Here is a 21,740-nt window from a genome sequence, read left to right as displayed (position 1 = left end):
CTCCTTGCAATTTGACCGTAATTGTAGTTTTAGCTACAAATAAGCCGCTCAAAATTCACCGCTCATTTAGAGTGAAGTAATCCCATTGGCTGTTCACAGCCGAGCCAATTTTTCTAACCTAGAAAACGACGATTAACTGTGTTAGAGACTATCCCCATCATCGACATCACGTTGTTGCGTACCTCCTCAGGGTCATCTACCGTGGTGGCCGAACAGTTGGGGCAAGCCTGTCGCCAGTATGGGTTCTTTTATATCACCGGCCACGGCGTTGACCAGAGCTTGCAGCAGCGGCTCGAAACCCTCAGTCGTCAGTTTTTTGCCCAAGATGCAGCTGTCAAGCTGCAAATTGCCATGGTCAAAGGTGGGCGGGCCTGGCGGGGTTACTTTCCAGTCGGGGGAGAGTTGACGTCAGGCAAGCCTGACTTAAAGGAAGGGCTTTACCTAGGGGCCGAGCTAGACAACAGCCATCCTTTGGTGAAGGCGGGCACCCCCTTGCACGGGCAGAACCTCTTCCCCGCAACACTGCCTGAACTGCGCCAGACAGTGTTGGACTACATGGCGGCGATGACGAAGTTGGGCCATGTCTTGATGCGAGGGATTGCGCTTAGTCTGGGTCTGGAGGCAGATTATTTCGAGGAGCGCTACACCCACGACCCGCTGACTTTATTTCGCATTTTTAACTATCCTGCGGCGGCCACTGATAGCGACCAGTGGGGAGTTGGCGAGCACACCGACTACGGTCTGTTGACTATTCTCAAGCAGGACAACTTGGGAGGTTTACAGGTAAAGTCTCAAGGCCGTTGGATTGAAGCTCTGCCGGTTCCCAATACCTTGATTTGCAACATCGGCGACATGCTCGATCGCATCACTGGCGGCCTATACCGCTCTACGCCCCACCGAGTAAAGAATCCATCGGGCCACGACCGGCTCTCGTTTCCGTTTTTCTTTGACCCCAATTTTGAGGCCAAGATTCAGCCCATCCCCACGCTAGTTGAATCGCAGCCGGACAACTGGCAGGAGCGTTGGGATGGGGCTAGCCTGAGCCTGTTTGAGGGTACCTATGGCGACTATGTGCTGGGGAAGGTGGGGAAGGTGTTTCCGCAACTGAGGCGGGAGGTGATTGAGTGAGGGGTGGGGAGCAGAGGATAGAATTCGATTCATTTGCAAATGTATCTCGATTCACATCAATTTCAAGTGAGGTGTGGAAGGATGATCCCAGTCGCAGCTAACATTCACACCGGAACAATCTATGACCGCAGCTATTCGCGTCAAGCCAACGGCCGCCACATTTAAACTGCGTTCCCAGGGCAAGGGGGTGGCTCAAGCTATTGAAATCGATGGCTCCCAGCACACCATTCAGGTTGATGCAGCGCCGGTGTTTGGCGGGCACGACGAGCACCCTAGCCCCATTGCCTATGCCCTGAGTTCGCTGATCTCTTGCTCCCAGGTCACGGCTCAGCTGGTTGCGAAGGATCTGGGTATTCAGCTCAATGGCTTTGAGTTTGACATTAGTGCAGACCTCGACACCGCTGTGCTGGTGAACGGCTCGCGAAACGGCAACCCTAACTTTGAACAGGTTGCCATTCGCGCCGTGGTGAATACCAGTGCATCGGCCACAGATTTTCAAATCCTACAGGCTGAAACCGAGCGCCGATGTCCTATTTTTCAGCTGTTTCAGCGCAGCGGCATCCCAATTAGCAACCACTGGTCGATTCGAGCCTAGGGCGTAGCGGGCGATGGTTAACGATCGGTCGTTGTGACCCCTCCATTGCCTCTGCCCTCAATCTTTGCGATCGCCATAGCGGTCGATCGCAACCAACGCTGAGTTGCTGCCTGGACCGAGTTCACTCGGTTTGGGCTTTTGTATTTCGCCCTGGTGTGGGACGGACATCGGGCTACAGTCTGGGTGACGCACGATGTATTTACCTCGATCGCATTGCCGAAACCTGCGCCGTCACCGACAACCCCACAGAAATCTGAATACTCCCCCTACTCATCCACCCTGCCCGTCAAATTCACCCCAACCCAGTGCCAGATTCTTCTATCAAAGCCTCGCGCAGGTGGCGGCGCACCTGGTCAAATCCAGCCTTTAATCGCTGAGGCTGCTGGTAAAGCCGCCCCAGCAGCAGCACCCCCTGAATCAACGTCAAGAGTTCTTCCGCCAGGGCTTGGGGCTCAACCCCTGGCTTGAGCTTGGCCGTAGCCAAGACCAGTCGATTGGCAAACGCCTGCTGCCACTGCTTAAACACCTCGATCAAATGGCTGCGATAGGCCGGGTCGTACTCAGCTAAATCCACCACTAGGTTGCCGAGGAAGCAGCCAAAGCAGTCGCCGCCGTTGAGGTGCTTGGCTTCCAACGCATCAATCATCCAGAAAATCTGGGCGATGGGATCATCAGTTTGGGTAGCAGCCGGGTCGATCAGGTGGGTCTTGAGCCGCTGCCAGTCAAAATCAATTAGCGCGTGGCCCAGCTCATCTTTAGAGGCAAAATAATTGTAAAAGCTGCCCGAGGAGGCCCCACTCACCTTGAACAGCTCATTGAGCCCGATGCCATTGAGCCCCTTGCGGTGCACCCTGCCAAGCATGGCCTCAAGGATGTCTTCACGGGTGCGTTTGCGATGAACCATCCCTGGCGTTTCCCCAATGCGATCAGCCTAAAGTTAATCAGGTCTGAGTAAGATTATGACCGATGCTGCCAGACCTGATTCGCCCAGCGAAAGGTGGCGTCAAGCAGGTAGCCGATCGCACCAATGATTAAGATGCCGGCCAGCAGCTCTGAATAGGCCAGGCGATCGCGGGTATCCAAAATAAAATAGCCTAGCCCCGCTCTCACCCCTAGCATTTCTGCCGGCACCAGCACAATCCAAATAATCCCCACTGCCAACCGTAGCCCCGTCAGCAAGTGGGGAATGGTCGCGGGCATAATCACCTTCGCCACGGTTTCCCATCGGGTGGCGCAGAGACTGCGCGATAGCAGTAACCAGCGGCGATCGACCGCTGCCACCCCCGCCGCCGCATTCAATATCAGCGGCCAAACGGCGGCCACCGTCAGCAAAAAGTAGACTGGCCAGTCGCCAATACCAAACACCATCACCGCCACCGGCATCCACGACACCGGTGAAATCATCCTCACGAACTGAAACAGCACCGATGTTGCCTGCTCCAGCACCCGCGACAGGCCAATCAACAACCCCAGGGGAATGCCAATCAGCGTAGCGGCGAACAGGCCCACAACTACCCGCCGCAGGCTGGCCCAAATGTGCGGGAAGATCGCCCCCGAAACCACGAGCTGCCCGATCGCCGCAAAGGCTCGCTCCGGTGAAAAATCGCCAATCACACCGCTGTGCCACAGGGGCGTGGTAGCCAGCCACCAGAGCAGCAGCGTCCCAAGCAATCCCCAGAGGGAGATGGGAAGGGCGGGGCGAAGGTGACGGCGGGGTGGAGCGGCGGTGAGGGACATGGGTGAGGGGTAGGGGTAGGGGGTGGATGGGTGGCGGGTGGATGGGTGGGGGGAGTGTTCAGAACTCCGACCGCTGACAACCTAGGCCTGCGATGAATGCTCCAGACGGGCGACTTGGAGGGTTTCTTCGCGCAATAGGGAGCCGGGTAGGCCAAAGACTTGGGGGCCGCCTACCGCCTGCAAGGCCTGCTTCACGAAGGAGTCATCCACCAGATCGCGGGCTACCTCGGCGGGCTGTAGCCCCTGTAGAAAGCCGTTGTCGCCCTCCACCTGGGTTTGCTGAAGCAACCGCACCAGCTCCTCGGTGTAGGAAGGGAAGGGGTATGGCTGGAAGTCGATGCGTTGGGCGGCCCAGTCGGGGTGTTGAATTGCTCCCTGTTTGGCATAGGCGGCAGCATCGAAGCCAGTGAGCACTTTTTGCAGCACCGCCTCGGGGTGGGGAGTGTAGCTACCCCCTTCTTTCGAGAGCAGTTTGGCCGCCTCGGCGCGATGATCGCGAATCCAGACTTGGCTCTTGACAACGGCATTCACCACGCCCTGGGCCCACTCCGGGCGCTGGGTAAGGTCGTCTTCGTGCAAAAAGACGACGCAGCAGGCGTGGTTTTTCCACACGTCGCCGGTAAACCGCAGTATCTTGCCGTTGCCGGAGGTTTCACCAGCAGCGTTGAAGGGTTCGGCCACGATGTAGCCGGCAATGCTTTTGTTGGCCAGGGCCGACACCATCTCGGGGGGCGGCATGACGACCAGGTTGACTTCATTGGGCTGAACCGGCTCGGTGCCAGCTTTAGTCACCACTGTGAGACCCGCCTTTCCCAGCAGCTGTTGCAGCACCACATTGTGAATGGAGTACCAAAAGGGTACGGCAATCACCTTGCCGCCCAGGTCTTTCACATCATTAATGTCGGGCTGCACCGTGAGAGCTGAACCGTCGGTGTGGTTCCAGGCGACGATCTTACCGGGTACGTTTTGAGCACCGTAGCGCAGCCATACGGTAATGGGGCTGAGCAAGTGCACCACATTAACCTGTCGAGCCAAAAAGGCTTCGACAATGTCAGCCCAGGAGCGAAACAGAATGGGCTGCTCGGTAGTGAGTCCTTCGGCTTCGTAGAGCTGATTGGCGTGGGCAATCAGCAGGGGGGAGGCGTCGAGAATGGGCAGATAGCCAATTTTGACAGGCTGATCGAGATTGCCAGCGGCGGTATTCGGTGCTGGCGTATTTTCAGAAGCGGTGTTCTCAGCGGTAGTGGACTGGGTGCCACAGCCCCCGGCAATTACGCTGAGGGCCGCAGAGCCCGAGAAGAGGGAGGCAAGTTTGAGAAAGTTGCGGCGGTTGAGGCCGCAGCAGGCACAGAGAGAGTTCATAGGGGGTTAGGGAGTGGATGGGTGGGGAGCTATGGGGTGGAGCGAGCCATTACTTCAGATAAAGCGGTGAAGATCTCAGCGCGTAGGGACATCAGGTCTTCGGTGTGGCGCACTCGCGGCTGGGGAGTGGTGACGACCCATTCGCGATAGATGCGCCCAGGGTTGCGGCTCATCAGCAAAATGCGATCGCCCAGCAGCAGCGCCTCGTCGATGTCGTGGGTAACCAGCAGGGCAGCACAACGCTGCTGAGCGATAATCCCCAGCAGGAGCTGCTGCATCTCTAGCCGGGTAATGGCGTCGAAGGCGCTGAAGGGTTCATCCATCAGCAGTAGTTGCGGATCGCGGGCAATCGTGCGGGCGATCGCGACCCGCTGGGCCATCCCCCCCGAGAGCTGGCGGGGATAGGTGCGGTGGAATTTTTCTAGCCCTACACTGAGCAAGGCCTGATCAATGCGGCTGCGCAGTGCCGGACGCGAGAGGCGCGGCATGTGGCTGAGCTGTAGGCCCAGGGCAACGTTGTGCTGCACCGTCAGCCAGGGCAACAGGGCGGCCTCCTGAAAGATCAGCCCAATGCGGGGATCGGGAGCCTGAATGCGATCGCCCTGAAGGTAAATATGCCCCCAGTCTGCCGGTTGCAGCCCGCCAATGGTGGAGAGCAAAGAGGACTTACCGCAGCCGCTAGCCCCCAGCAAGCAGACAATTTCACCGGACTGCACTGTCAGGTGAATGCCGTCGAAGACCGTGAACGGTCCCTGAGGGGTGGCGTACTGCTTGGCCAGATCGTCCACCACTAGGGCAGCACGGTCAGTCGAGTTTCCCTGGACAACCGGGGACGAAGACGGATGCAATCGAGCATTCATAGGACTGATGCGCTCCGGATTATGGGGTAGCAGGTAGAGTCTGCAAGACTTTTTTCAAATGCTTGAGAGCCGGGGTGACCATGGCCACAAAGTAGGCTTCGCGCAGACGGCGCTCGATCGCCCCTCCTTGTAAGTAGCTTCTGGCCCCGGCGTGGAGCATATCGGCCTGGGAGGCTCGCAGCGACAGCTCGGAGGCGTCGGCCCGGGCCTGCACCACCCGACGAAAGAAGCCAGGTTCACAGTAGGGGGGCTGCGCATTGAGGGTGTCAGCTAGGGCGTAGGTCTGCGATCGCAACCGCCCTAAATCGGCCTCAATGCGATCTACCGAATCGTCTAGGAAGTTGTTTACATGGTCATAGCGCTGATTCGACCGCTTCATGCTGTCAACGCAGGCCTGGATAACCCCCAGCCCCATGCCTACCTGGGCCAGCACAAAGCCTGGCTTGATGCGATCGATATAGTCGGCGCAGGGGGCTGCCAAAATCCATTCGTCGGATACAAATACCTGGCGCAGTTGGCAGCTAAAAGTGTTGCTGCCCTCCAGGGCGATGAAGTGAGCCGTCGATTTGAGGGTCAGTCCCGGCAGGCGGTCGGAAACAATCGCCATCAGGTAGTCATCGCTGCCGACAATTTTGGCCACCACCGCAAAGTAGTGCCCCGGCCCCAGGTTCGATACCCAAGGTAGTAGTCCGTCGATTACGTAGCCCCCCTCTCGCCGCTCGGCTACCAAAGCAATTTTTTCGATCGCCGCAAAGTGCTTCATCGGGTTCGACAGCCCCGTCCCCGCCAGCACCTCACCGTTGGCAATCTGGGGCAGCAAGTGCTCCTTTAAGGCGACGTTGTCAGCGTTTTGGGCATACCAGACGCAGGCTATGTGGCACCAGGTAATAAACCCCGTGCACAGGCAGGTTTGAGACACCGCCTCAATTACCTGCACCGCCGCGCGAAACCCCTGACCCCGGCTACCAAAGTCAGGGCTGACGGTCTGACCAAAGCCACCTAGAGTACCCAGGCGGTGCATGAACTGGCGAGGATAAACCCCCTCTTGGTCAATAGTGGGCACTAGGGGGGCCAGATGCTGGTCGATCGCGCTTTGAATCTCTGCCAAGTCAAAGGGAACCACCGCTGGCGGGAAAGGTTTCGAGGCGCGATCGAGTAGGGCGTTGGGGAGCATGGGGGTGAGGGGGTAAGGAGTAAGGGGTCGGGGAGTGATGGAGTAGGGGTGCTGGGCCGTTCCCCCAATCCTCACTTCTTACTGGGCCAGGGCAACCTCGACGTTCACCGGCAGCCGTAGGGTATTGGCCACAGGCGACCAATCGTTGGCGTGGGCCACCAAGTTGTCCAGCTCTTCGCGGCTGGCATTGCCCTCAATATTGACTTTGACGCGAATGTCGCTAAAGCCCAGGCGCTTTTCCGAAAGGTCGCCAATGCCCCAAACGCCCGTAATGTTGATGTCGCCCTCCAACTCCAGTTCCAGCTTGGTGAGCTGAATGCCGCGCCCGATGGCGTTGGCATGAATACCCACAGACAGGCAAGAACCCAACGCCGCTAGCACGGCCTCCGAGGGGTTAGGCGCGGTGTCCTGCCCCAACAACGTGGGAGGCTCGTCGATCACGTGAGCAGGCAGATCGCGCACGTAGGTGAGATTGCGAAACTGACCTTCACAAATAGTTTTGGCCTTGACGGTAGCGATCGCATTGGGGTTGTTGCGCGCCTTTTCGGCTAGTCCCTTCAGACCCTCTGGGCTCACAGGGCGCAGTCCTTGGCTTTTAGCAGTTAGTTGAGTCATTGCATGCATTCAAATAGAACGTTCTACACAATTCAGTCAGAAGAAAGCCTGAGGCATTCTCTTAGGGCTACTTCTACACTCGAGAATTCGGCCTGGCTAGAAGCCGAATCGTGTCAACCTGTCGGAGGAAATTGCTATTGTTGAAACTGAAGATTGCCATAACTTGGCTTGAAATGCAAGTTGATTGAATTTCAATTGGGATTTAATTTGAATTGATATTCGTCGATACTCGGGCCCAGGATGGGCAGGAAATATCTTCCGCCCACCCCCTCCCATCCATACCTTTTACTCAAGCTGCCTGGGCCTCAGTGTGCCGCTCCGCAGGGCGCTTCGCCCTAGAATGCTGGGCCACGTAGTCGAAAAAACGCTCCTTAAGCTGGGGACTAACCAGGGTATTGTCGATGTAATGAAAGCCAATTGCGTAGGCTTTTTCGACGGTTTGCTCGGGGGTGAGTCGCTCGGCGATCGCAGTGCTCAACAGAGCAATAGCGGTCGATCGCATTCCAGCCGCACAGTGCACTAGCACCGGCTTAGGTAACTGATCGAGCTGCCGCAAAATTTGGGCAATCACCGCTTCTTCCAAATGCTCTAGCCGAAGGGGAATGTGGGCATAGCACAGCCCCAAAGACTCTGCGACCTGCTGCTCCCCGGCCCAAAACCCCAGCTCATTAGGCACTCTCAGGTTCAACACCGAGCTAAATCCTTCCTGCACCGCTTCTTGCAGCTGTTCGACTCGCACCTGCCCCATGGTGGTCAAGGTATCGGTCACCTTTGTTCCGTATTCCATCGTTCATCCTTCAGCAAAAACTAGGGTTAGTGACTGCCATTGCCAAACCGTCATCCATCTAGGTCTGCTACAGATAGCGCGCTTGCAAAGACAAACCGCGCTACCGCAAGATGCATCACCGAGATGAGCCGGAACATTGCCAGCAAAAAGAGTATGGGTCGGAGCATCTTCCAACCCTATTGACACTTAATAGACCCTTGCAAAAAAAATCTGGCTTAGCAGCTATCTAAAACTTTATTTAATCAAATTGCCACATAAAGAACGGTTTGTCGATAGGTTTACAGTAGATTAAATAAAAATGATTAAAAATCTCGGCTTATTCTGCTGAACTTATTGGCAGCTGCCTTACCTATTGCAAGTGTCGGCAAGGATATTTGTTGCCCAGAAAACAATGTTTTGTATTAAGTATTTCTCAAAAGTAATTGAGACAACATTTTTTGAATAAACACTCAAGGCACTGAATAATTTGAGAGCAATGCATAAAAAAGTACTTTAAATAGAGAATCAAGTAAAAAATTTAGTAGATCAGATAATTTTTAGCTCCCACAAAGTCTGTTTTTATTAAAAACTGTAGCGTCAGAAACATTTGAATTAGCGGTAAACTCTTTAAGAAACTAGATTAAAAAAACGCAGATAAGCACTAGCAACCAAAGAAAAAACCATGCTACTCTGTACAAAATTAATTACCCCGGCAAGCCGACCGGATTACAGTAGATTTGATTTTTGTAAGCTGAATCTCAAAATTAACTTGGCTTATTGCTTTTTCAGGCTGAGTGTTTGACGGCCACGATCAATCAACCGGTTGGTCGAGAATCACTCAAAATTTCGGACTTTTCTACTCTTGCCCTGTCGTGAGCTATGCGAGGGCGGGGAGACATCCCACCACACTAATGTTTGGAATGATAACGATGAGCTCAGTTAGCCTTCGCCCAGTGGCCCTTGACTTTGATATTCAACCCCTCAGCGGACGCATTGGGGCCGAAATTCGAGGGGTAAATTTGCGGAAGCTGCTAGGCGATCGCCCATCTGGGCCGGTTCTTGACCATGGCACCGTCGCTGCAATTCGTCAGGCCTTGCTGAAGTACAAAGTGATCTTTTTTCGCAACCAATCGCTAGATGACCCTAGTCAAGTAGCCTTTGCCCGTTGCTTTGGCGACATTACCGGCGCTCACCCCACCGTGGCCCCGCCCACCGACCACCCCGCCGTTCTCGATATCGACTATGGCCGCACCCCGTCGCGCACCAACTTTTGGCACACCGACGTCACCTTTGTCGATCGGCCGCCGCTAGGTTCAGTGTTGCGTGTTTTAGAATTGCCCCCTGCGGGTGGCGACACCCTCTGGGCCAACACCATCACCGCCTACCAAGACCTGCCCCCCTGCCTAAAAACCCTGGCCGACAGTGCTTGGGCCATCCACAGCAATGCCTACGACTACGCTGCCGCACCCCAATCTCTCTCAGCCGAAGCCAGAGCATTTCAAGAAAAATTCTCAGCCACTGTCTACGAAACCCTGCACCCAGTGGTGCGTGTTCACCCCGAAACTCAAGAGCGCTGCCTTTTTCTCGGTGGCTTTGTGCGTCACCTTCGCGGCCTTTCGACCTTTGAGTCGGCGGATGTGCTGCGCATGCTGCAAAGCTACGTCACCCGCCCCGAAAACACCGTGCGCTGGCGCTGGCAGCTGGGCGACGTAGCCTTTTGGGATAACCGGGCCACCCAGCACTACGGGGTCTACGACTATGACGGCCAACCCCGACGCGTGCGTCGGGTCACGGTAGCAGGCGATCTGCCCATCAACGCCAATGGCGAAACCAGCTTAGCCCTGAAAGGTGATTCTGCCGCGTATAACGGGCTGTCGGCGGTTGCGTCTTGACAGGGATGAAGGCGCTCTAGATTTCTTCTATTTCCCTGGCTAGGTGGCGGGTTTGATCAGATATTGCTCAATATCGGCTAGCGCCCACTCCGCCGCTAGGGGACTGTTGCCCGAGCCCCAATAGTGCCCCACGCTGTAGACCTGGTTTTGCTGCACGGCCCTCAGCGACTGCCAAAGGGGGTCGGTTCGCAGGCGCTCTAACTCAGCTTCGGCTTCGGCGGCAACCTCTGGAGTCGCGCCAAAGGTGAAGAGCAAAATCACGTCGCCATCGGCCTCGGGCAGAGCCTCGCGGTCAATTTGCTTGGTAAAAGGCGGCTCAGGGGTGCCGTTATTTTGGGCGGGGGGCCGGTCAAAGCCGATATCGGCCAAAATAGAGCCGCCAAAGCAGTTTTTTAGGTACAAACTAACCTGGCCCGACTGCGCCATCACCCGCACCAGAGAGACCTGCATAGGCGATGCGCTCAGTTGACTTTTCAAGGCCTCTACTCGCTGTTGATATTGACCCAGCACTGCCTCGGCTTGGACCTCCATACCCAGAACCTGACCGTGGAAGCGAAAGGGCTGCTGCCAATCGGCGGTGGTCTGCATCTCAAACGTAACGGTAGGGGCGATCGCCGACAGCTTGTTGTAGGTGCCCTCTAGATCCGAGGTAAACCCAATAATCAAATCAGTCTGTAGAACCGCCAACGCCTCTAGATTGAGCTGCTCGCTCTGCCCCAGGCGTGGCACCCCCCTGCAATCGCTCAGCCAGCTGGGGCAGCAAGTTGCTGGCCACCCCAATAGGCGTTATCTCCAACGACAGCAAATTACCAGCAGTGGTGTGATTGAGGGCGACCACTCGACTTGGCTGCATGGGCACACAGGTCTCCCCTAGAGGATGCTGCACCATGCGGCAGTCGGAGGAAGCCGGGTGGAGGGAGAGGTCTGACAGGCGAGCGTGCCGACTCGTCACCAGCCTCTAGGGCTAAATCGGCAACTTCTTCCGGATTCACGACAAAGGTGAAATGCAGCACTCGCTGCTGATGGGCCAAAACATCGATAGCCGTCACGGGCAAAATCTGAGCAAAAGCCTGATCAATGCGATCGCCATGGGTCTGAGCATAGGCATTGACGCCTGCGGCAAAGGCCTCTAGATCGGCGCGAAAATCGGGGTTTTGAGCGGTGTACCACTCTGCTGCTCGCTCAGGAATGCCCATCGTGCGCACCCACACATCCGAGTCGCGATAGTCTTCTCCCCAGTACTCCGCCGCCCGCCCGCGCGCCTGACCATACAGCCGCAGCAGCAAATCAGCGTGGCTCTGCATCTGCGCCCAGCCAAAGGCGTAAAACAGCCCTTGGGTATCTCGGCTGTGTATGTGCGGTACCCCATAGGTGTCCCAGAGAATTTCAGGGGAGCTTTGGGCCGAGCTCGGGCTGCAAAAGCCAATCGTCACCATCATCACGACCCCTAGCAGCAGGGCTACACCCCGGCATAACCCCCAGCGCAGACCGAGCCAGGGGTGACCAACCATCGCCAGTTTTTGCGTCAGCATCATTATCTAATTAGTTGCCCTTAGGCTAAAAAGTTCAGCGTGCCATTGCCAGCAGCTCAGGGCGACAGGCCCTAGAACCGCCAAGGTGGCAACATAATTTGACACGGGGTGGAGCAGATACAAACACCAGGGTTGATTCCTTTCAGGGACTTCGAGGTCGGGCAAGTGCACTGCTGTAGCAACCAAATCTTCCCCAATCTCTAGCCGATCAAATTCCCAAACCTCTAGCTGAGCAAAGGGCCTTGACAGCCCTTCTCCCGTCGCTTTGACATAGGCTTCCTTACCCGTCCAAAGCTTAAAAAAGACAGCACTTTGGGCCTCCAGTGGCAGCGCTGCTAACATCGCCCGTTCCCTCGACGAGAGCGCCAAACCACTGACCTCTTGCCAAGCATAATTAGGCTGAACACATTCCAGATCGACACCCACAGGTTGCCCTTGGCCAATGGCGATCAGAGCCCAATCGCCAGCATGCGAGACATTAAACGAGAGCGCCGTTGCAAACGGTAACTGGAGAGCAGGCTTGCCTTTGGGGCCGTAGCAAAATTGCACAGTTTCCGGTTTTACCCCTAGATAATGACCCAGCAGCAGCCGTAAACACCCCCGAGTAGCCGTAAAGCGATCGCGATCCCTCTGAAATCGAAATTTACCCGCCCGCGTTCGTTCATCAGCAGAAAGCAGTAACTGAAGCCGCTCCAGACAAGCTGGAGCTAACGACAAATCTATGCGCCAAACATGCACTTCATCCCCCCCGCCAAATAGCGGGACAGTGGCCGGAAACAGCCAGTTTTGGCTCAGCCGAGTGGTTACCATAGGCTCTCAGATGTAGGTGGCAGCGCTTTGGTATTGCTACCAAAACGCTACTAGGGTTTAGCCTGCCTCGTCGCTACCCAGCAGTCTCTATAGCCCCAAACGCCAGTACCAAGTATGAACAGAAATTAAAGGCTTACAGCCCATGGACCCCCACAGACAAATGAAAACTAATCCTAATAAGGATTAAGCCTTACTGAAGTAGAAATGTCAAGATTTCTTCAGTCAATCTTCCAAATGCTCGCCAGAACTCAGCAGGCAAACATTTAAATACCAAGCCTTCTTGATAATCAACAGCAGAAAGAAAGGTCCAAGTTTTCCAACACGTCTCAACAGACTCACCATAGTCCTCGGAACCGTCAAAACCAACAGAGTGGGTGAGCTGGTCGCTAACGCTTAGCCATAACAAACGATGGACGGGTTCGAGCGGCTCGTCGAAGTCAAAGCGAAAGAGGGTTAACGCAGCAGGTCGGCTATGGTCTTGAGCAGATCGCGAAAATCGTAGGGCTTGGGCAAAAAAGTCTTGGCTCCAGCGGCGATCGCAGCCGCTTGGTAGGTAGCTAGACCACTGGTAGCAATGATCAAAAGGTCGGGCTGGCGGTGCTTGAGGCGCTGAATCAGGGTGAAGCCATCCATGCCGGGCATCATGATGTCGAGCACTACTAGGGTGGGCTGGTGCTGGGCACAGAGATCGATCGCCCCTAGGCCGTCGCTGGCGATCAGGGGGCTGTAGTTGTAGTTTTCCAGCAGCGATCGCACGGCCTGCTGCACCGAGTCGTCGTCATCGACCAGTAAAATCATCTCTCCCTGGCCCGACGAGGGAGTCTCTGGTCCGGCAGCCTGGGGGCTGTCGCCCTGGGTGGTAGATAGGGCAGGCAGATAGACCTGCATTTGGGTGCCTTGCCCCACCGCACTCTCGACCCGCACAAAGCCCCCGCTGCTTCTAACGATGCCCATCACCGTGGCCAACCCCAGCCCGGTGCCCTGATCCTGGCCCTTGGTGGTGAAGAAGGGGTCAAAGATGCGATCGCGCACCGCCGGGTCAATGCCCGTACCCGTGTCGGCCACGGTCAGCCGCAGATACTGGCCCACCTGGGCATCGGGGTGAATGGTCACGGTGGCAGCATCGATCGCCACTGGCTCGGCGGCAATGGTGAGCGTGCCCCCATCGGGCATGGCGTCGCGGGCGTTGACGCAGAGATTCATCAGCACCTGGTGCAGGTGGGTGGGGTTTGAGCCTGGGGCAACGCTGCCCCAGGCTCAAACCCCACCTGTCGCAACGTGATCTGCCGGGGCAAACTCTGCTCCAGCATGCGGCTGAGGTCTTGCAGCAGCGGCGACAGGTCAACCTCGGTGTGTACCCCACTACTGGAGCGGGTGATCGACAAGATTTGCTGCACCATGCTGATGCCCCGTTTGGCGCTGTCTTCGAGCAGGCGCAGCTGCTCTTGGGCATTGCCGCTGAGGCCCTTTTGGCTATAGCGCAGCATCTGGGTCATGGTCAAAATGGGGGTAAACACATTGTTGAGGTCGTGGGCAATGCCGCTGGAGAGGCGACCCAGGCTCTCTAGCCGCTGGGCCTGATAAAACTGGGCTTCGAGCGCTTTTTTCTCGGTGATGTCAGTCTCCACCGAGAGAATGAAGCGGGGCTGACCCGCCTCATCGGGCACCAAGGTCCAGCGGGCCGATACGATCACTGACTGGCCGGTTTTAGTGACCTCATGCAGCTCGCCACGCCACTCGCCCTCGATATAGAGGGTTTGCATAATGCTGTTTAGCTGGGGCAGATCGCCGTCCAGCAGATCGTGCACCGGGCGATCGAGGGCCTCGTCAGTACTCCAGCCGTAGAGACGTTCGGCCCCGTGGTTCCAGTAGAGCAGGCGGTGGTCGAGGTCGCGCACAAAAATGGCGTCAGAGGCGATGTCGAGCAGGGCCGCCAGCTGCCGCAGCTGGCGCTCGGCCTCTTTGCGCTGGGTAATGTCTTCGACCGTGCTGACGTAGCTGCTGATGTCGCCCGTGGCGGTATGGATGGGGGCGATCGCCCCCTCGACCCAGCGCAGGTCACCCTGGAGGGTGAGCAGGCGAGACTCGGGCAGGCGCGGGCGACGACCGGCCAGATATTCTTCCCAGACGAGGGCCAGGTGGGGCTGATCCTCGGGATGCACCACCTGCAGCCAGCCCTTTCCCAAAGAGGCTTCGGCGCTCAGCCCCGCGATCGCCTGCCAGCGGGCGTTGGTGTAGACGCAGCGCCCCTGATTGTCGATCTGGCCAATGCCAATGGGGGCGCTGAGGGTGCGAAATCGGGTCTCGCTCTCCTGCAGCACCTGCTGCATCCGTTCACGCTCCTGGAGTTCTTGCAGCACCTGGCCATAGAGCTCTGACTGCTGAATGGCAACGCTGGTTTGGCTGGCAATGCGCTTGAGCAGAGCCTTTTCGGCGGGCTGCCACTGGCGGGGAGCGGCGCACTGATGGGCAATCAGCAGACCCCAGAGATCGGTGTTCTGGTGGTCGCCATCCGGCCCGGCCTCACTACGCAAAATCGGCACCACCAGGTTGGCCCTGACCTGAAACTGCCGCAGCAAGTTGGCGTGGCAGGGCTCGATATCGGCCTGCTCTAAGTCATCAATCGACCCTACTCGGCCCTGGCGATAGACCTCAATATAGCGATCGCTAAAGCAGGGGTCGTGAATGGTGCTGCCGAGAATTGGCGCAAACTCGCTACCCACCGATTCGGTAATCACCTGGCCCTCCTCACTGCCTACCAACCGAAACACAACCACCCGATCGCTTTCTAGCACCACCCGGCTGCGCTCCACTGCCCGTGCCAGTACCGCCTCTAGATCGAGAGATTGGCGAATATCCTCGTTGATGTCGTTGAGCAGATATTCTTGCTGAATCTGGCGCTGAAGGGCGAGGGCCGCCTGCTTGCGATCGCTGATGTCGTTAAACAAGATGCCGATCTGGCGCCGGGCCGGGTCTCCCACTCGAAAGACATAGACTTCGTACCAGCGCCCGCCATCGTCTACCTTTTGCTCAAAGCGGGTAGGGGTGCCGGTGGGTGATGAACTTGGGCAACTTCACAACACTTTCTTGTTCGATCCGTCAACTCGCCATCGCAGGATTAGCGGTCTCTTCTGACTAAAACCGAACCTGTGCTCTTATTAAGTTTTTGGAATCTACTTATTACGATAGGAGCCTGACCGCAGTGTCTAGCACCTCTGAGCATAGTACTAATGCATCAAAAAGGCCTTCAAAACACTTAACCATAAGGGTTTCCGAGAGTGCCCAAGAGTTCCCAAAGTGCCTAAAACGGCCTAAATCGATCTAAAAGTAGCCAAAATATAAAAACGCAACAAAGGATGTATTCCTTGTTGCGTAATGGTTTGAGGTGTTTTCAAAGATGGAGAATAGGAGATTCGAACTCCTGACCTCTGCGGTGCGATCGCAGCGCTCTACCAGCTGAGCTAATTCCCCTTGTTGTGCGATGCACCTTTACTGAGCTAACTTCCCTGAACTTGCCAGTATTCTACCAAAACCCCTGTCTACTTCTTACCTCGGCCCTTAGCAGATCGCCCCTTATTCCCTGGCTGCGTTTGATGCGCGCCAAAATATTTCTCGCTGCGGTAGCGCAGCCACACTCGCAGGGTTTGAGGAATCTCGTCTTTTTGCTCCTTGGTCAGCGTGTTATAGAGGGCTAGCGCCTTTTCTCGCTCACCCCGGCAGGCCGCGTTGTTGTGAGCATCCCAATAGCTGCGAGCTAGCCGAATGCGGCGACACACTTCCTTAACTAAAGCTTTTCCCTCAAGGGGAGATTCTGGCGGCACGGGCGCGATCCTTTTGGGCAGTCAAGCCCTTAAGCTAGAACACTGTGACTATCTCTTTTCACCTTACCGCCCTCTATGAAAGTTGCCACCTGGAACGTTAACTCCATTCGATCGCGCCTCGACCATGCGACCCAGTGGCTGCAAACCAATCCGGTGGACGTGCTGTGCCTGCAAGAGACCAAGGTGGTCAACGAGACGTTTCCGACCGCCGCATTTTCCGAGCTGGGGTACATCGCCTATATCCACGGCCAAAAGTCCTATAACGGAGTAGCCTTGCTCAGTCGTCAGCCCCTAGATAAGGTGCAATACGGCTTTGCTCCCGTGCTGGGGGAAGATCGGGTCGGCGACTTAGATGACCAAAAGCGGGTGATCGCCGGGCTGTGGGACGACATCTATATAGTGAACCTCTACGTGCCCAACGGCAGTTCTGTTGGCAGCGAAAAGTACGAGTACAAGCTGCGCTGGCTAGCCTGCTTAAAAGAATATTTGGCTGCCCTACTCACCGAGCATCCCAACTTGAACGTCTGCGGTGACTTCAACATCGCCCTTGAAGACAAAGATATCTACAACTCCGAAGGCAAGGAGAAACACATTATGTCTTCGCCCACCGAGCGAGAGGCGCTCAAGGAGGTAATGGCGGTAGGGCTCAAGGATGGCTTTCGCCTATTTAACGATGAGGGGGGTCACTTTAGCTGGTGGGACTATAGAACCGCCGCTTTTCAGCGGAATATGGGCTGGCGCATTGACCATCATTATCTGTCGGCGGGGTTGAGCGATCGCGCCCTCAGCTGCACCATTGACCTCGAACCTCGCCGCTGGGAGAAACCCAGCGACCACACCCCGGTCATTATGGAATATGCCTAAAGGTTCAAGGGGATACCCAGTTAGGGCCAGCCGGAGAGGGTAAGATAGGCGAACTAAGCAGGTTTTCTGCACACCAGGTGTAACCGAGGACGGGGCATTGGAAATGGGCTTACCCGCCGGAGTATTTACTGGCGTTTGACCCGAAATTGGGGGGCAACTGGCCCTATCTACCTGCTCCCAACCCATGCCAAACTTTTGAGCGAGTCGTAGATACAGGGCTAATGGCAATACTACACGTCAGTTGGGTTCCCCAGGCGCAGCAGTTCTTTCTCTGGGCCGAAGCCTGGCAGCCCCTGCCACCGGATGGGCTCGCCCCCTGGGACGGCCTGCACCTCCATCCCTACTCCCTGGCTCAAACCGACCTAGCTCAGGTGCTCACCGCCATGCAAAAGCAGCTGGTAGGCCGCTCTGCGACTGGGGAGCTATTTCCAGAGGCGTTAACCAAGGCGGCGGGCACTGGCAAAAGCGCCAAAAAAGCACCGGAAAGCAGCGGTAGGCGAGGGGCATCACGTGGGCCAAAAGCAGCGACGCGCGCCATCGGCCCGATTTGGGGAGAGCTGGCCCTGCCGCTGCCCGCCCAGATTACGCCATCGGCCCTCGTGCCAGTCCATTCAGCCCGAGTCGATGCCCAGACTGACGATTCGGCTCAGGCCAATACGGTGCTTCACCCCTGGCAAGTGCAGGGATGGCACCTGGGAATAGCCGACTTTTTGCCGATGCTGCTGGCTTTGCCCCTGGGACAGCAAACTCTCACTGGCCCCGGCGAAATCGGAGCTGACCTGCGCTACTGGGGCCACATTGCTCGCTGGGGGCTCAATCTTCTGGCTCGGGGCAAGTTTTTGCCGGGCCTAGAGCTTACTAGTCAAACCCTGGCGGCGGGCTGGCACCCCCTGCTTGATAGCGCCCCCGACCAGGAGCGACTGCGCAATTTCGCGCGAGCCATGCCTCTGATTTCTCGCACTCATTTGCCGCCCATTGCCAAGGGCGAGCTTCCCCTAGGCTGTGGGGTTCCCCTCCTCGACCCTCAGCCTCAGCTACTCACCTTTTTAGCTGCCCTGGTCGACCACCAAGTGCGCCAAGTTGCCCAGGCACAGTCCCCCAGCGGTCTGGCCAATCTCAGCAAAGAGCTACCACTACAGCCGTGGCTTCAGGCCCTAAGCCAGCCAGAAGGTACCCTAGAGGCCCCCGCCGCCGCCGCCGCTCGTCTGCAAGAGGCCCTCACCACCTGGACCACGCCGCTACAGACCCTGGCGGAAGATCCCGCTACCCAGTTTCGCCTGCGTTTAGTGCTACAGCCACCCCCACAGCTCGAGCAGCCCTGGCAGCTTCTGTACCAGATTCAGTCAGCTGCTAACCCCGACTGGCAGATAGGGGCAGATTTGATCTGGCAGCATCCCGTAGACGAGCTGCATCACCAGGGGGCAACCCTCAAATCACCTCAAGAAACCCTACTAGGAGCCTTGGGGCGAGCCGCCCGGCTGTACGAACCGATTCGCGAGAGTCTGCGTCAGCAGCATCCGGCCCACTGCAATCTCGATCCGATCCAGGCGTACCAGTTTATTAAGGCCTCGGCCTGGCAGCTGCAAGACAACGGCGTCGAGGTACAACTTCCCCCTGGTCTGGCCCAAACGGCCGAAGACGGAGCCGGACGATTGGGCCTCAAGGTGCAGGCGGAGGTGCCGCCCCAAAACCAGCGGCAGAGGCTCGGCCTCAAGAGCCTGCTCAACTTTCGCTGGGAGCTGTCGATCGCCGGGGAAACCCTCTCCGCCGCCGAGTTCGAGCAGTTGATCAACCAGGGCTCACCGCTGGTCGAAATCAACGGGCGCTGGGTCGAGCTGAAGCCTCAGGATGTGAAGGCGGCCCGGCAATTCTTAGCGGGGCAAAAGACCGCCACGCCTCTTTCGGTGGAAGACGCCCTGCGAATTAGCACCGGCGACACCCAGCTAATCGACCGGCTGCCGGTAGTCAGCTTTGAGGCCACCGGGGCGCTGCAAACCCTGATTGAAACCCTCACCACTGGCAACCAAACCCTTGAAGAAATGGAGGCCCCCAGTGGCTTCAAAGGCAAGCTGCGGCCGTACCAAGCGCGCGGGGTGTCGTGGCTGGCGTTTTTAGAACAGTGGGGCCTAGGGGCATGTCTGGCCGACGACATGGGCCTGGGCAAGACCATTCAGCTGATTGCTTTTTTGCTCTACCTGCAAGACAACGGCTGGCTTGAGACTCCAGTACTGCTGGTGTGCCCCACCTCAGTGCTAGGCAACTGGGAAAAGGAGGTCAAACGGTTTGCCCCTAAGCTTAAAACCCTGGTGCACCACGGCGATCGCCGCCCCAAGGGGGCCAGCTTTGCCAAAGCCGTGCAGGGCAAGCACCTAGTGATCACCAGCTACGCGTTAATTTACCGAGATCTCAAACCCCTCCAGTCGGTGAGCTGGCCCTGCCTGGTGCTCGACGAAGCTCAAAACATCAAAAACTCGGACGCCAAGCAGTCCAAGGCGGCCCGCCAGATCGAGGCTCAGTTCCGCGTTGCCCTGACCGGCACCCCAGTAGAAAACCGCCTAGGTGAGCTGTGGTCGATTATGGACTTTCTCAATCCCGGCTACCTAGGGCCAAAGAATTTCTTCCAACGGCGCTTTGCCACACCCATCGAGCGCTATGGCGATGTGGCCTCCCTTAAGGCGCTGAAGGGTCTGGTGCAGCCGTTTATTTTACGCCGCCTTAAAACCGATCGCAGCATCATTCAAGACCTGCCCGAAAAGCAGGAGATGAGCGTCTACTGCGGGCTCTCGGCCGAGCAGGCCAACCTCTACCAGCAGACCGTCGATGCGGCGTTAGAAACCCTTGATGACGCCACCGGAGTGCAGCGCAAGGGGCAAATTCTCGCTCTTTTGACCCGGCTGAAGCAGATCTGCAACCACCCGGCTCAGTTTTTGCAGGAGTCAAGCTTGGGGTTAAAGGGGCGATCGGGCAAGCTCCAGCGGCTCGATGAAATGCTGGAGGAAGTGATTGCCGAGGGCGATCGCGCCCTGATCTTCACTCAGTTTGCCGAGTGGGGCAAGCTGCTCCAACGCCATCTGCAGTCCTATCTGGGCCAAGAGGCGCTGTTTCTTTACGGCAGCACTACCAAAAATCAGCGCGAGGCCATGGTCGAGCGCTTCCAGAACGACCCCGCCGCACCGCGACTATTTATTCTGTCGTTGAAGGCAGGGGGAGTAGGCCTCAACCTCACTCGCGCCAACCACGTGTTCCACTACGATCGCTGGTGGAACCCGGCGATCGAGAATCAGGCTACCGACCGCGCCTTCCGCATTGGCCAGACCCGCAACGTGCAGGTGCACAAATTCGTCACCACCGGCACCCTCGAAGAGCGCATCCACGAGATGATCGAAAGCAAAAAAGCCCTCTCCGAGCAGGTAGTTAGTGCAGGCGAAGGCTGGCTCACCGAGTTCGACACTGACCAGTTGCGCAACCTGCTGCTGCTCGATCGCAACGCCATCATCGACGACGACGGCGAGTAGCCGCGACGACCAGTCTTAAGCAACAAAGGCTGAATGGTAGGATTAGGAGCGGGTTTAAGAGCTAATTCCCCGGGAATTCCCCGATATTAGGAGCCCGGTTGCACCACTGGCACAGACGGAGTGTGCCTTTAGGCTCCATAGAGCTATTGTGATGGGTGGCCTAGATTGGTTGCCCCAAGCTACCTGGCCAGACAGTTTTCATTGGAGGTACACCATGATATCCCTTAAGAAATTTTTTAAATTGGCCGCCCTGGGGTTGGTCGCTGTGGCCACAGCGGTCGGCCTCAGCACTGCGCTGATCCAACCTACTCAGGCCCAGAACGGGCTGACCATCTTTGGCGGCGTTGAGGTTGAATATCGCCTCAGATACATGATCGATTTCAACTATCCCTTCAGCACCAACTCCCGCTACTACCTCAACATCATGCGCACCAAGCTGCCGCGCGATGTCATCTCCCTAGAAATTGACTACCCCGATGCCTTTACCGAAGTAGGCGGTCGGTTTGACCCCAACGCCATCGAGTTACGCAAGGGCGACTGGCGTGGTGGCGAAGTCATTCCGCTCAAAGCTGCCGACTGGATTCAGGACGAAAACCGTATTGAAATCATCCCTGAGCAGCCGATCGAGGCCAACACTGACCTGGTGGTGGTGCTCTCCGACGTGCGCAACCCCCGGCGCTACGGCTACCACTATTTCAATTTGAGAATGATGTACCAGGGCGACGTGGTCAACCAGTACGTTGGCACCTGGCCTATGGAAATTGCTTCTGACAGCGACCACAGCCGCTAGGAGCCAGCGGGTGCTATTATATGAGACCGTGACTTTTTAGCAGAACAGGCAGAGACTAAGCCATGAGCAAGCGCACCCTAGAGGGCACCAACCGAAAGCAAAAGCGAACCTCCGGATTTCGCGCTCGTATGCGCTCCCACACCGGCCAGGAGGTGATTAAAGCTCGCCGCCGCAAGGGTCGGGCCAAGCTCGCAGTCTAGCGCTGGCTGGGGTTTACCTCATTCATCGTTCGTAGATCATTGCATAGCCCTGGGGCTACCTTAAGCTCTAGGGCTATTG

20 protein-coding genes and 1 tRNA gene are annotated in these 21,740 nt (G+C 57.0%); 7 read left to right on the top strand and 14 right to left on the bottom strand.

Annotated features, from left to right (window positions below; translation table 11 throughout):
• Positions 1–138: 138 nt before the first annotated feature.
• Positions 139–1,128 carry an isopenicillin N synthase family oxygenase gene (locus tag H6F59_RS27030; protein WP_190698904.1) on the top strand — a complete coding sequence of 330 codons (990 nt, stop codon included), beginning with the start codon at positions 139–141 and terminating at the stop codon, positions 1,126–1,128.
• 121 nt (positions 1,129–1,249) lie between these two features.
• A complete protein-coding gene (locus H6F59_RS10945; protein ID WP_190698901.1) occupies positions 1,250–1,723 on the top strand; it encodes an OsmC family protein in 474 nt (157 codons plus the stop codon).
• 292 nt (positions 1,724–2,015) lie between these two features.
• Here the strand turns inward: H6F59_RS10945 and H6F59_RS10940 are convergent, their stop codons facing one another.
• The 7 genes from H6F59_RS10940 to H6F59_RS10910 form a co-directional block, all read right to left on the bottom strand.
• On the bottom strand, positions 2,016–2,627 hold the full coding sequence (locus H6F59_RS10940) for a TetR/AcrR family transcriptional regulator (RefSeq protein ID WP_190698898.1): 612 nt from the start codon (positions 2,625–2,627) through the stop codon (positions 2,016–2,018).
• Between the two features lie 53 nt (positions 2,628–2,680).
• Entirely contained in the window at positions 2,681–3,460 is a 780-nt protein-coding gene (locus tag H6F59_RS10935; protein WP_190698895.1) for an ABC transporter permease, read from the bottom strand.
• A gap of 81 nt (positions 3,461–3,541) precedes the next feature.
• Positions 3,542–4,822: an ABC transporter substrate-binding protein gene (locus H6F59_RS10930; protein WP_190698893.1), complete on the bottom strand. Its 1,281-nt coding sequence runs from the start codon at positions 4,820–4,822 to the stop codon at positions 3,542–3,544.
• A gap of 29 nt (positions 4,823–4,851) precedes the next feature.
• Positions 4,852–5,682, bottom strand: coding sequence for an ABC transporter ATP-binding protein (locus H6F59_RS10925; RefSeq protein WP_190698890.1), 831 nt, complete (start codon positions 5,680–5,682; stop codon positions 4,852–4,854).
• 19 nt (positions 5,683–5,701) lie between these two features.
• A complete protein-coding gene (locus H6F59_RS10920; RefSeq protein ID WP_313887183.1) occupies positions 5,702–6,931 on the bottom strand; it encodes an acyl-CoA dehydrogenase family protein in 1,230 nt (409 codons plus the stop codon).
• A 3-nt stretch (positions 6,932–6,934) separates the two neighbouring features.
• Positions 6,935–7,471, bottom strand: coding sequence for an OsmC family protein (locus tag H6F59_RS10915; protein ID WP_190523393.1), 537 nt, complete (start codon positions 7,469–7,471; stop codon positions 6,935–6,937).
• Positions 7,472–7,760: 289 nt separating this feature from the next.
• The gene (locus H6F59_RS10910; protein WP_190698888.1) at positions 7,761–8,258 is read right to left on the bottom strand and encodes a beta-lactamase hydrolase domain-containing protein; all 498 of its coding nucleotides are present in this window, start codon (positions 8,256–8,258) and stop codon (positions 7,761–7,763) included.
• Positions 8,259–9,166: 908 nt separating this feature from the next.
• Here H6F59_RS10910 and H6F59_RS10905 point away from each other — a divergent pair.
• Positions 9,167–10,129 (top strand): TauD/TfdA family dioxygenase, encoded by a 963-nt coding sequence (locus tag H6F59_RS10905; RefSeq protein WP_190698885.1) that lies wholly within the window; start codon positions 9,167–9,169, stop codon positions 10,127–10,129.
• 39 nt (positions 10,130–10,168) lie between these two features.
• Here the strand turns inward: H6F59_RS10905 and H6F59_RS10900 are convergent, their stop codons facing one another.
• The 7 genes from H6F59_RS10900 to H6F59_RS10870 all read right to left on the bottom strand — a co-directional run bounded on the left by H6F59_RS10900 (position 10,169) and on the right by H6F59_RS10870 (position 16,292).
• Complete coding sequence (locus tag H6F59_RS10900; RefSeq protein ID WP_313887182.1) at positions 10,169–10,858, bottom strand: iron-siderophore ABC transporter substrate-binding protein; 690 nt, start codon at positions 10,856–10,858, stop codon at positions 10,169–10,171.
• Positions 10,859–10,935: 77 nt separating this feature from the next.
• A complete protein-coding gene (locus H6F59_RS10895; RefSeq protein ID WP_199325722.1) occupies positions 10,936–11,664 on the bottom strand; it encodes a penicillin acylase family protein in 729 nt (242 codons plus the stop codon).
• 3 nt (positions 11,665–11,667) lie between these two features.
• Entirely contained in the window at positions 11,668–12,471 is an 804-nt protein-coding gene (locus tag H6F59_RS10890) for a 4'-phosphopantetheinyl transferase superfamily protein (RefSeq protein WP_190698880.1), read from the bottom strand.
• A 453-nt stretch (positions 12,472–12,924) separates the two neighbouring features.
• Entirely contained in the window at positions 12,925–13,674 is a 750-nt protein-coding gene (locus H6F59_RS10885; RefSeq protein ID WP_190698877.1) for a response regulator, read from the bottom strand.
• Complete coding sequence (locus tag H6F59_RS10880) at positions 13,674–15,452, bottom strand: PAS domain S-box protein (protein WP_190698874.1); 1,779 nt, start codon at positions 15,450–15,452, stop codon at positions 13,674–13,676. The genes H6F59_RS10885 and H6F59_RS10880 overlap by 1 nt, the downstream gene beginning before the upstream one ends.
• 417 nt (positions 15,453–15,869) lie before the next feature.
• Positions 15,870–15,942, bottom strand: a tRNA-Ala gene (locus H6F59_RS10875).
• A gap of 68 nt (positions 15,943–16,010) precedes the next feature.
• On the bottom strand, positions 16,011–16,292 hold the full coding sequence (locus H6F59_RS10870) for a Precorrin-3B methylase (RefSeq protein WP_190523380.1): 282 nt from the start codon (positions 16,290–16,292) through the stop codon (positions 16,011–16,013).
• Between the two features lie 75 nt (positions 16,293–16,367).
• Here H6F59_RS10870 and xth point away from each other — a divergent pair, with 75 nt between their 5' ends.
• The 4 genes from xth to rpmH all read left to right on the top strand — a co-directional run bounded on the left by xth (position 16,368) and on the right by rpmH (position 21,661).
• On the top strand, positions 16,368–17,156 hold the full coding sequence (gene xth / locus H6F59_RS10865) for an exodeoxyribonuclease III (protein ID WP_190698871.1): 789 nt from the start codon (positions 16,368–16,370) through the stop codon (positions 17,154–17,156).
• Positions 17,157–17,377: 221 nt separating this feature from the next.
• Positions 17,378–20,671: a DEAD/DEAH box helicase gene (locus H6F59_RS10860; RefSeq protein ID WP_190698867.1), complete on the top strand. Its 3,294-nt coding sequence runs from the start codon at positions 17,378–17,380 to the stop codon at positions 20,669–20,671.
• 214 nt (positions 20,672–20,885) lie between these two features.
• Positions 20,886–21,461, top strand: coding sequence for a DUF2808 domain-containing protein (locus H6F59_RS10855; RefSeq protein ID WP_190698862.1), 576 nt, complete (start codon positions 20,886–20,888; stop codon positions 21,459–21,461).
• 62 nt (positions 21,462–21,523) lie between these two features.
• Positions 21,524–21,661, top strand: coding sequence for a 50S ribosomal protein L34 (gene rpmH / locus H6F59_RS10850; RefSeq protein WP_190523372.1), 138 nt, complete (start codon positions 21,524–21,526; stop codon positions 21,659–21,661).
• Positions 21,662–21,740 lie beyond the last annotated feature (79 nt).

Source organism: Nodosilinea sp. FACHB-141, from assembly GCF_014696135.1.
Classification (GTDB): Bacteria; Cyanobacteriota; Cyanobacteriia; order Phormidesmidales; family Phormidesmidaceae; genus Nodosilinea.
The sequence above is the reverse complement of the archived record's forward strand: the minus strand, read 5'-3'. Positions and strand labels throughout refer to the sequence as shown.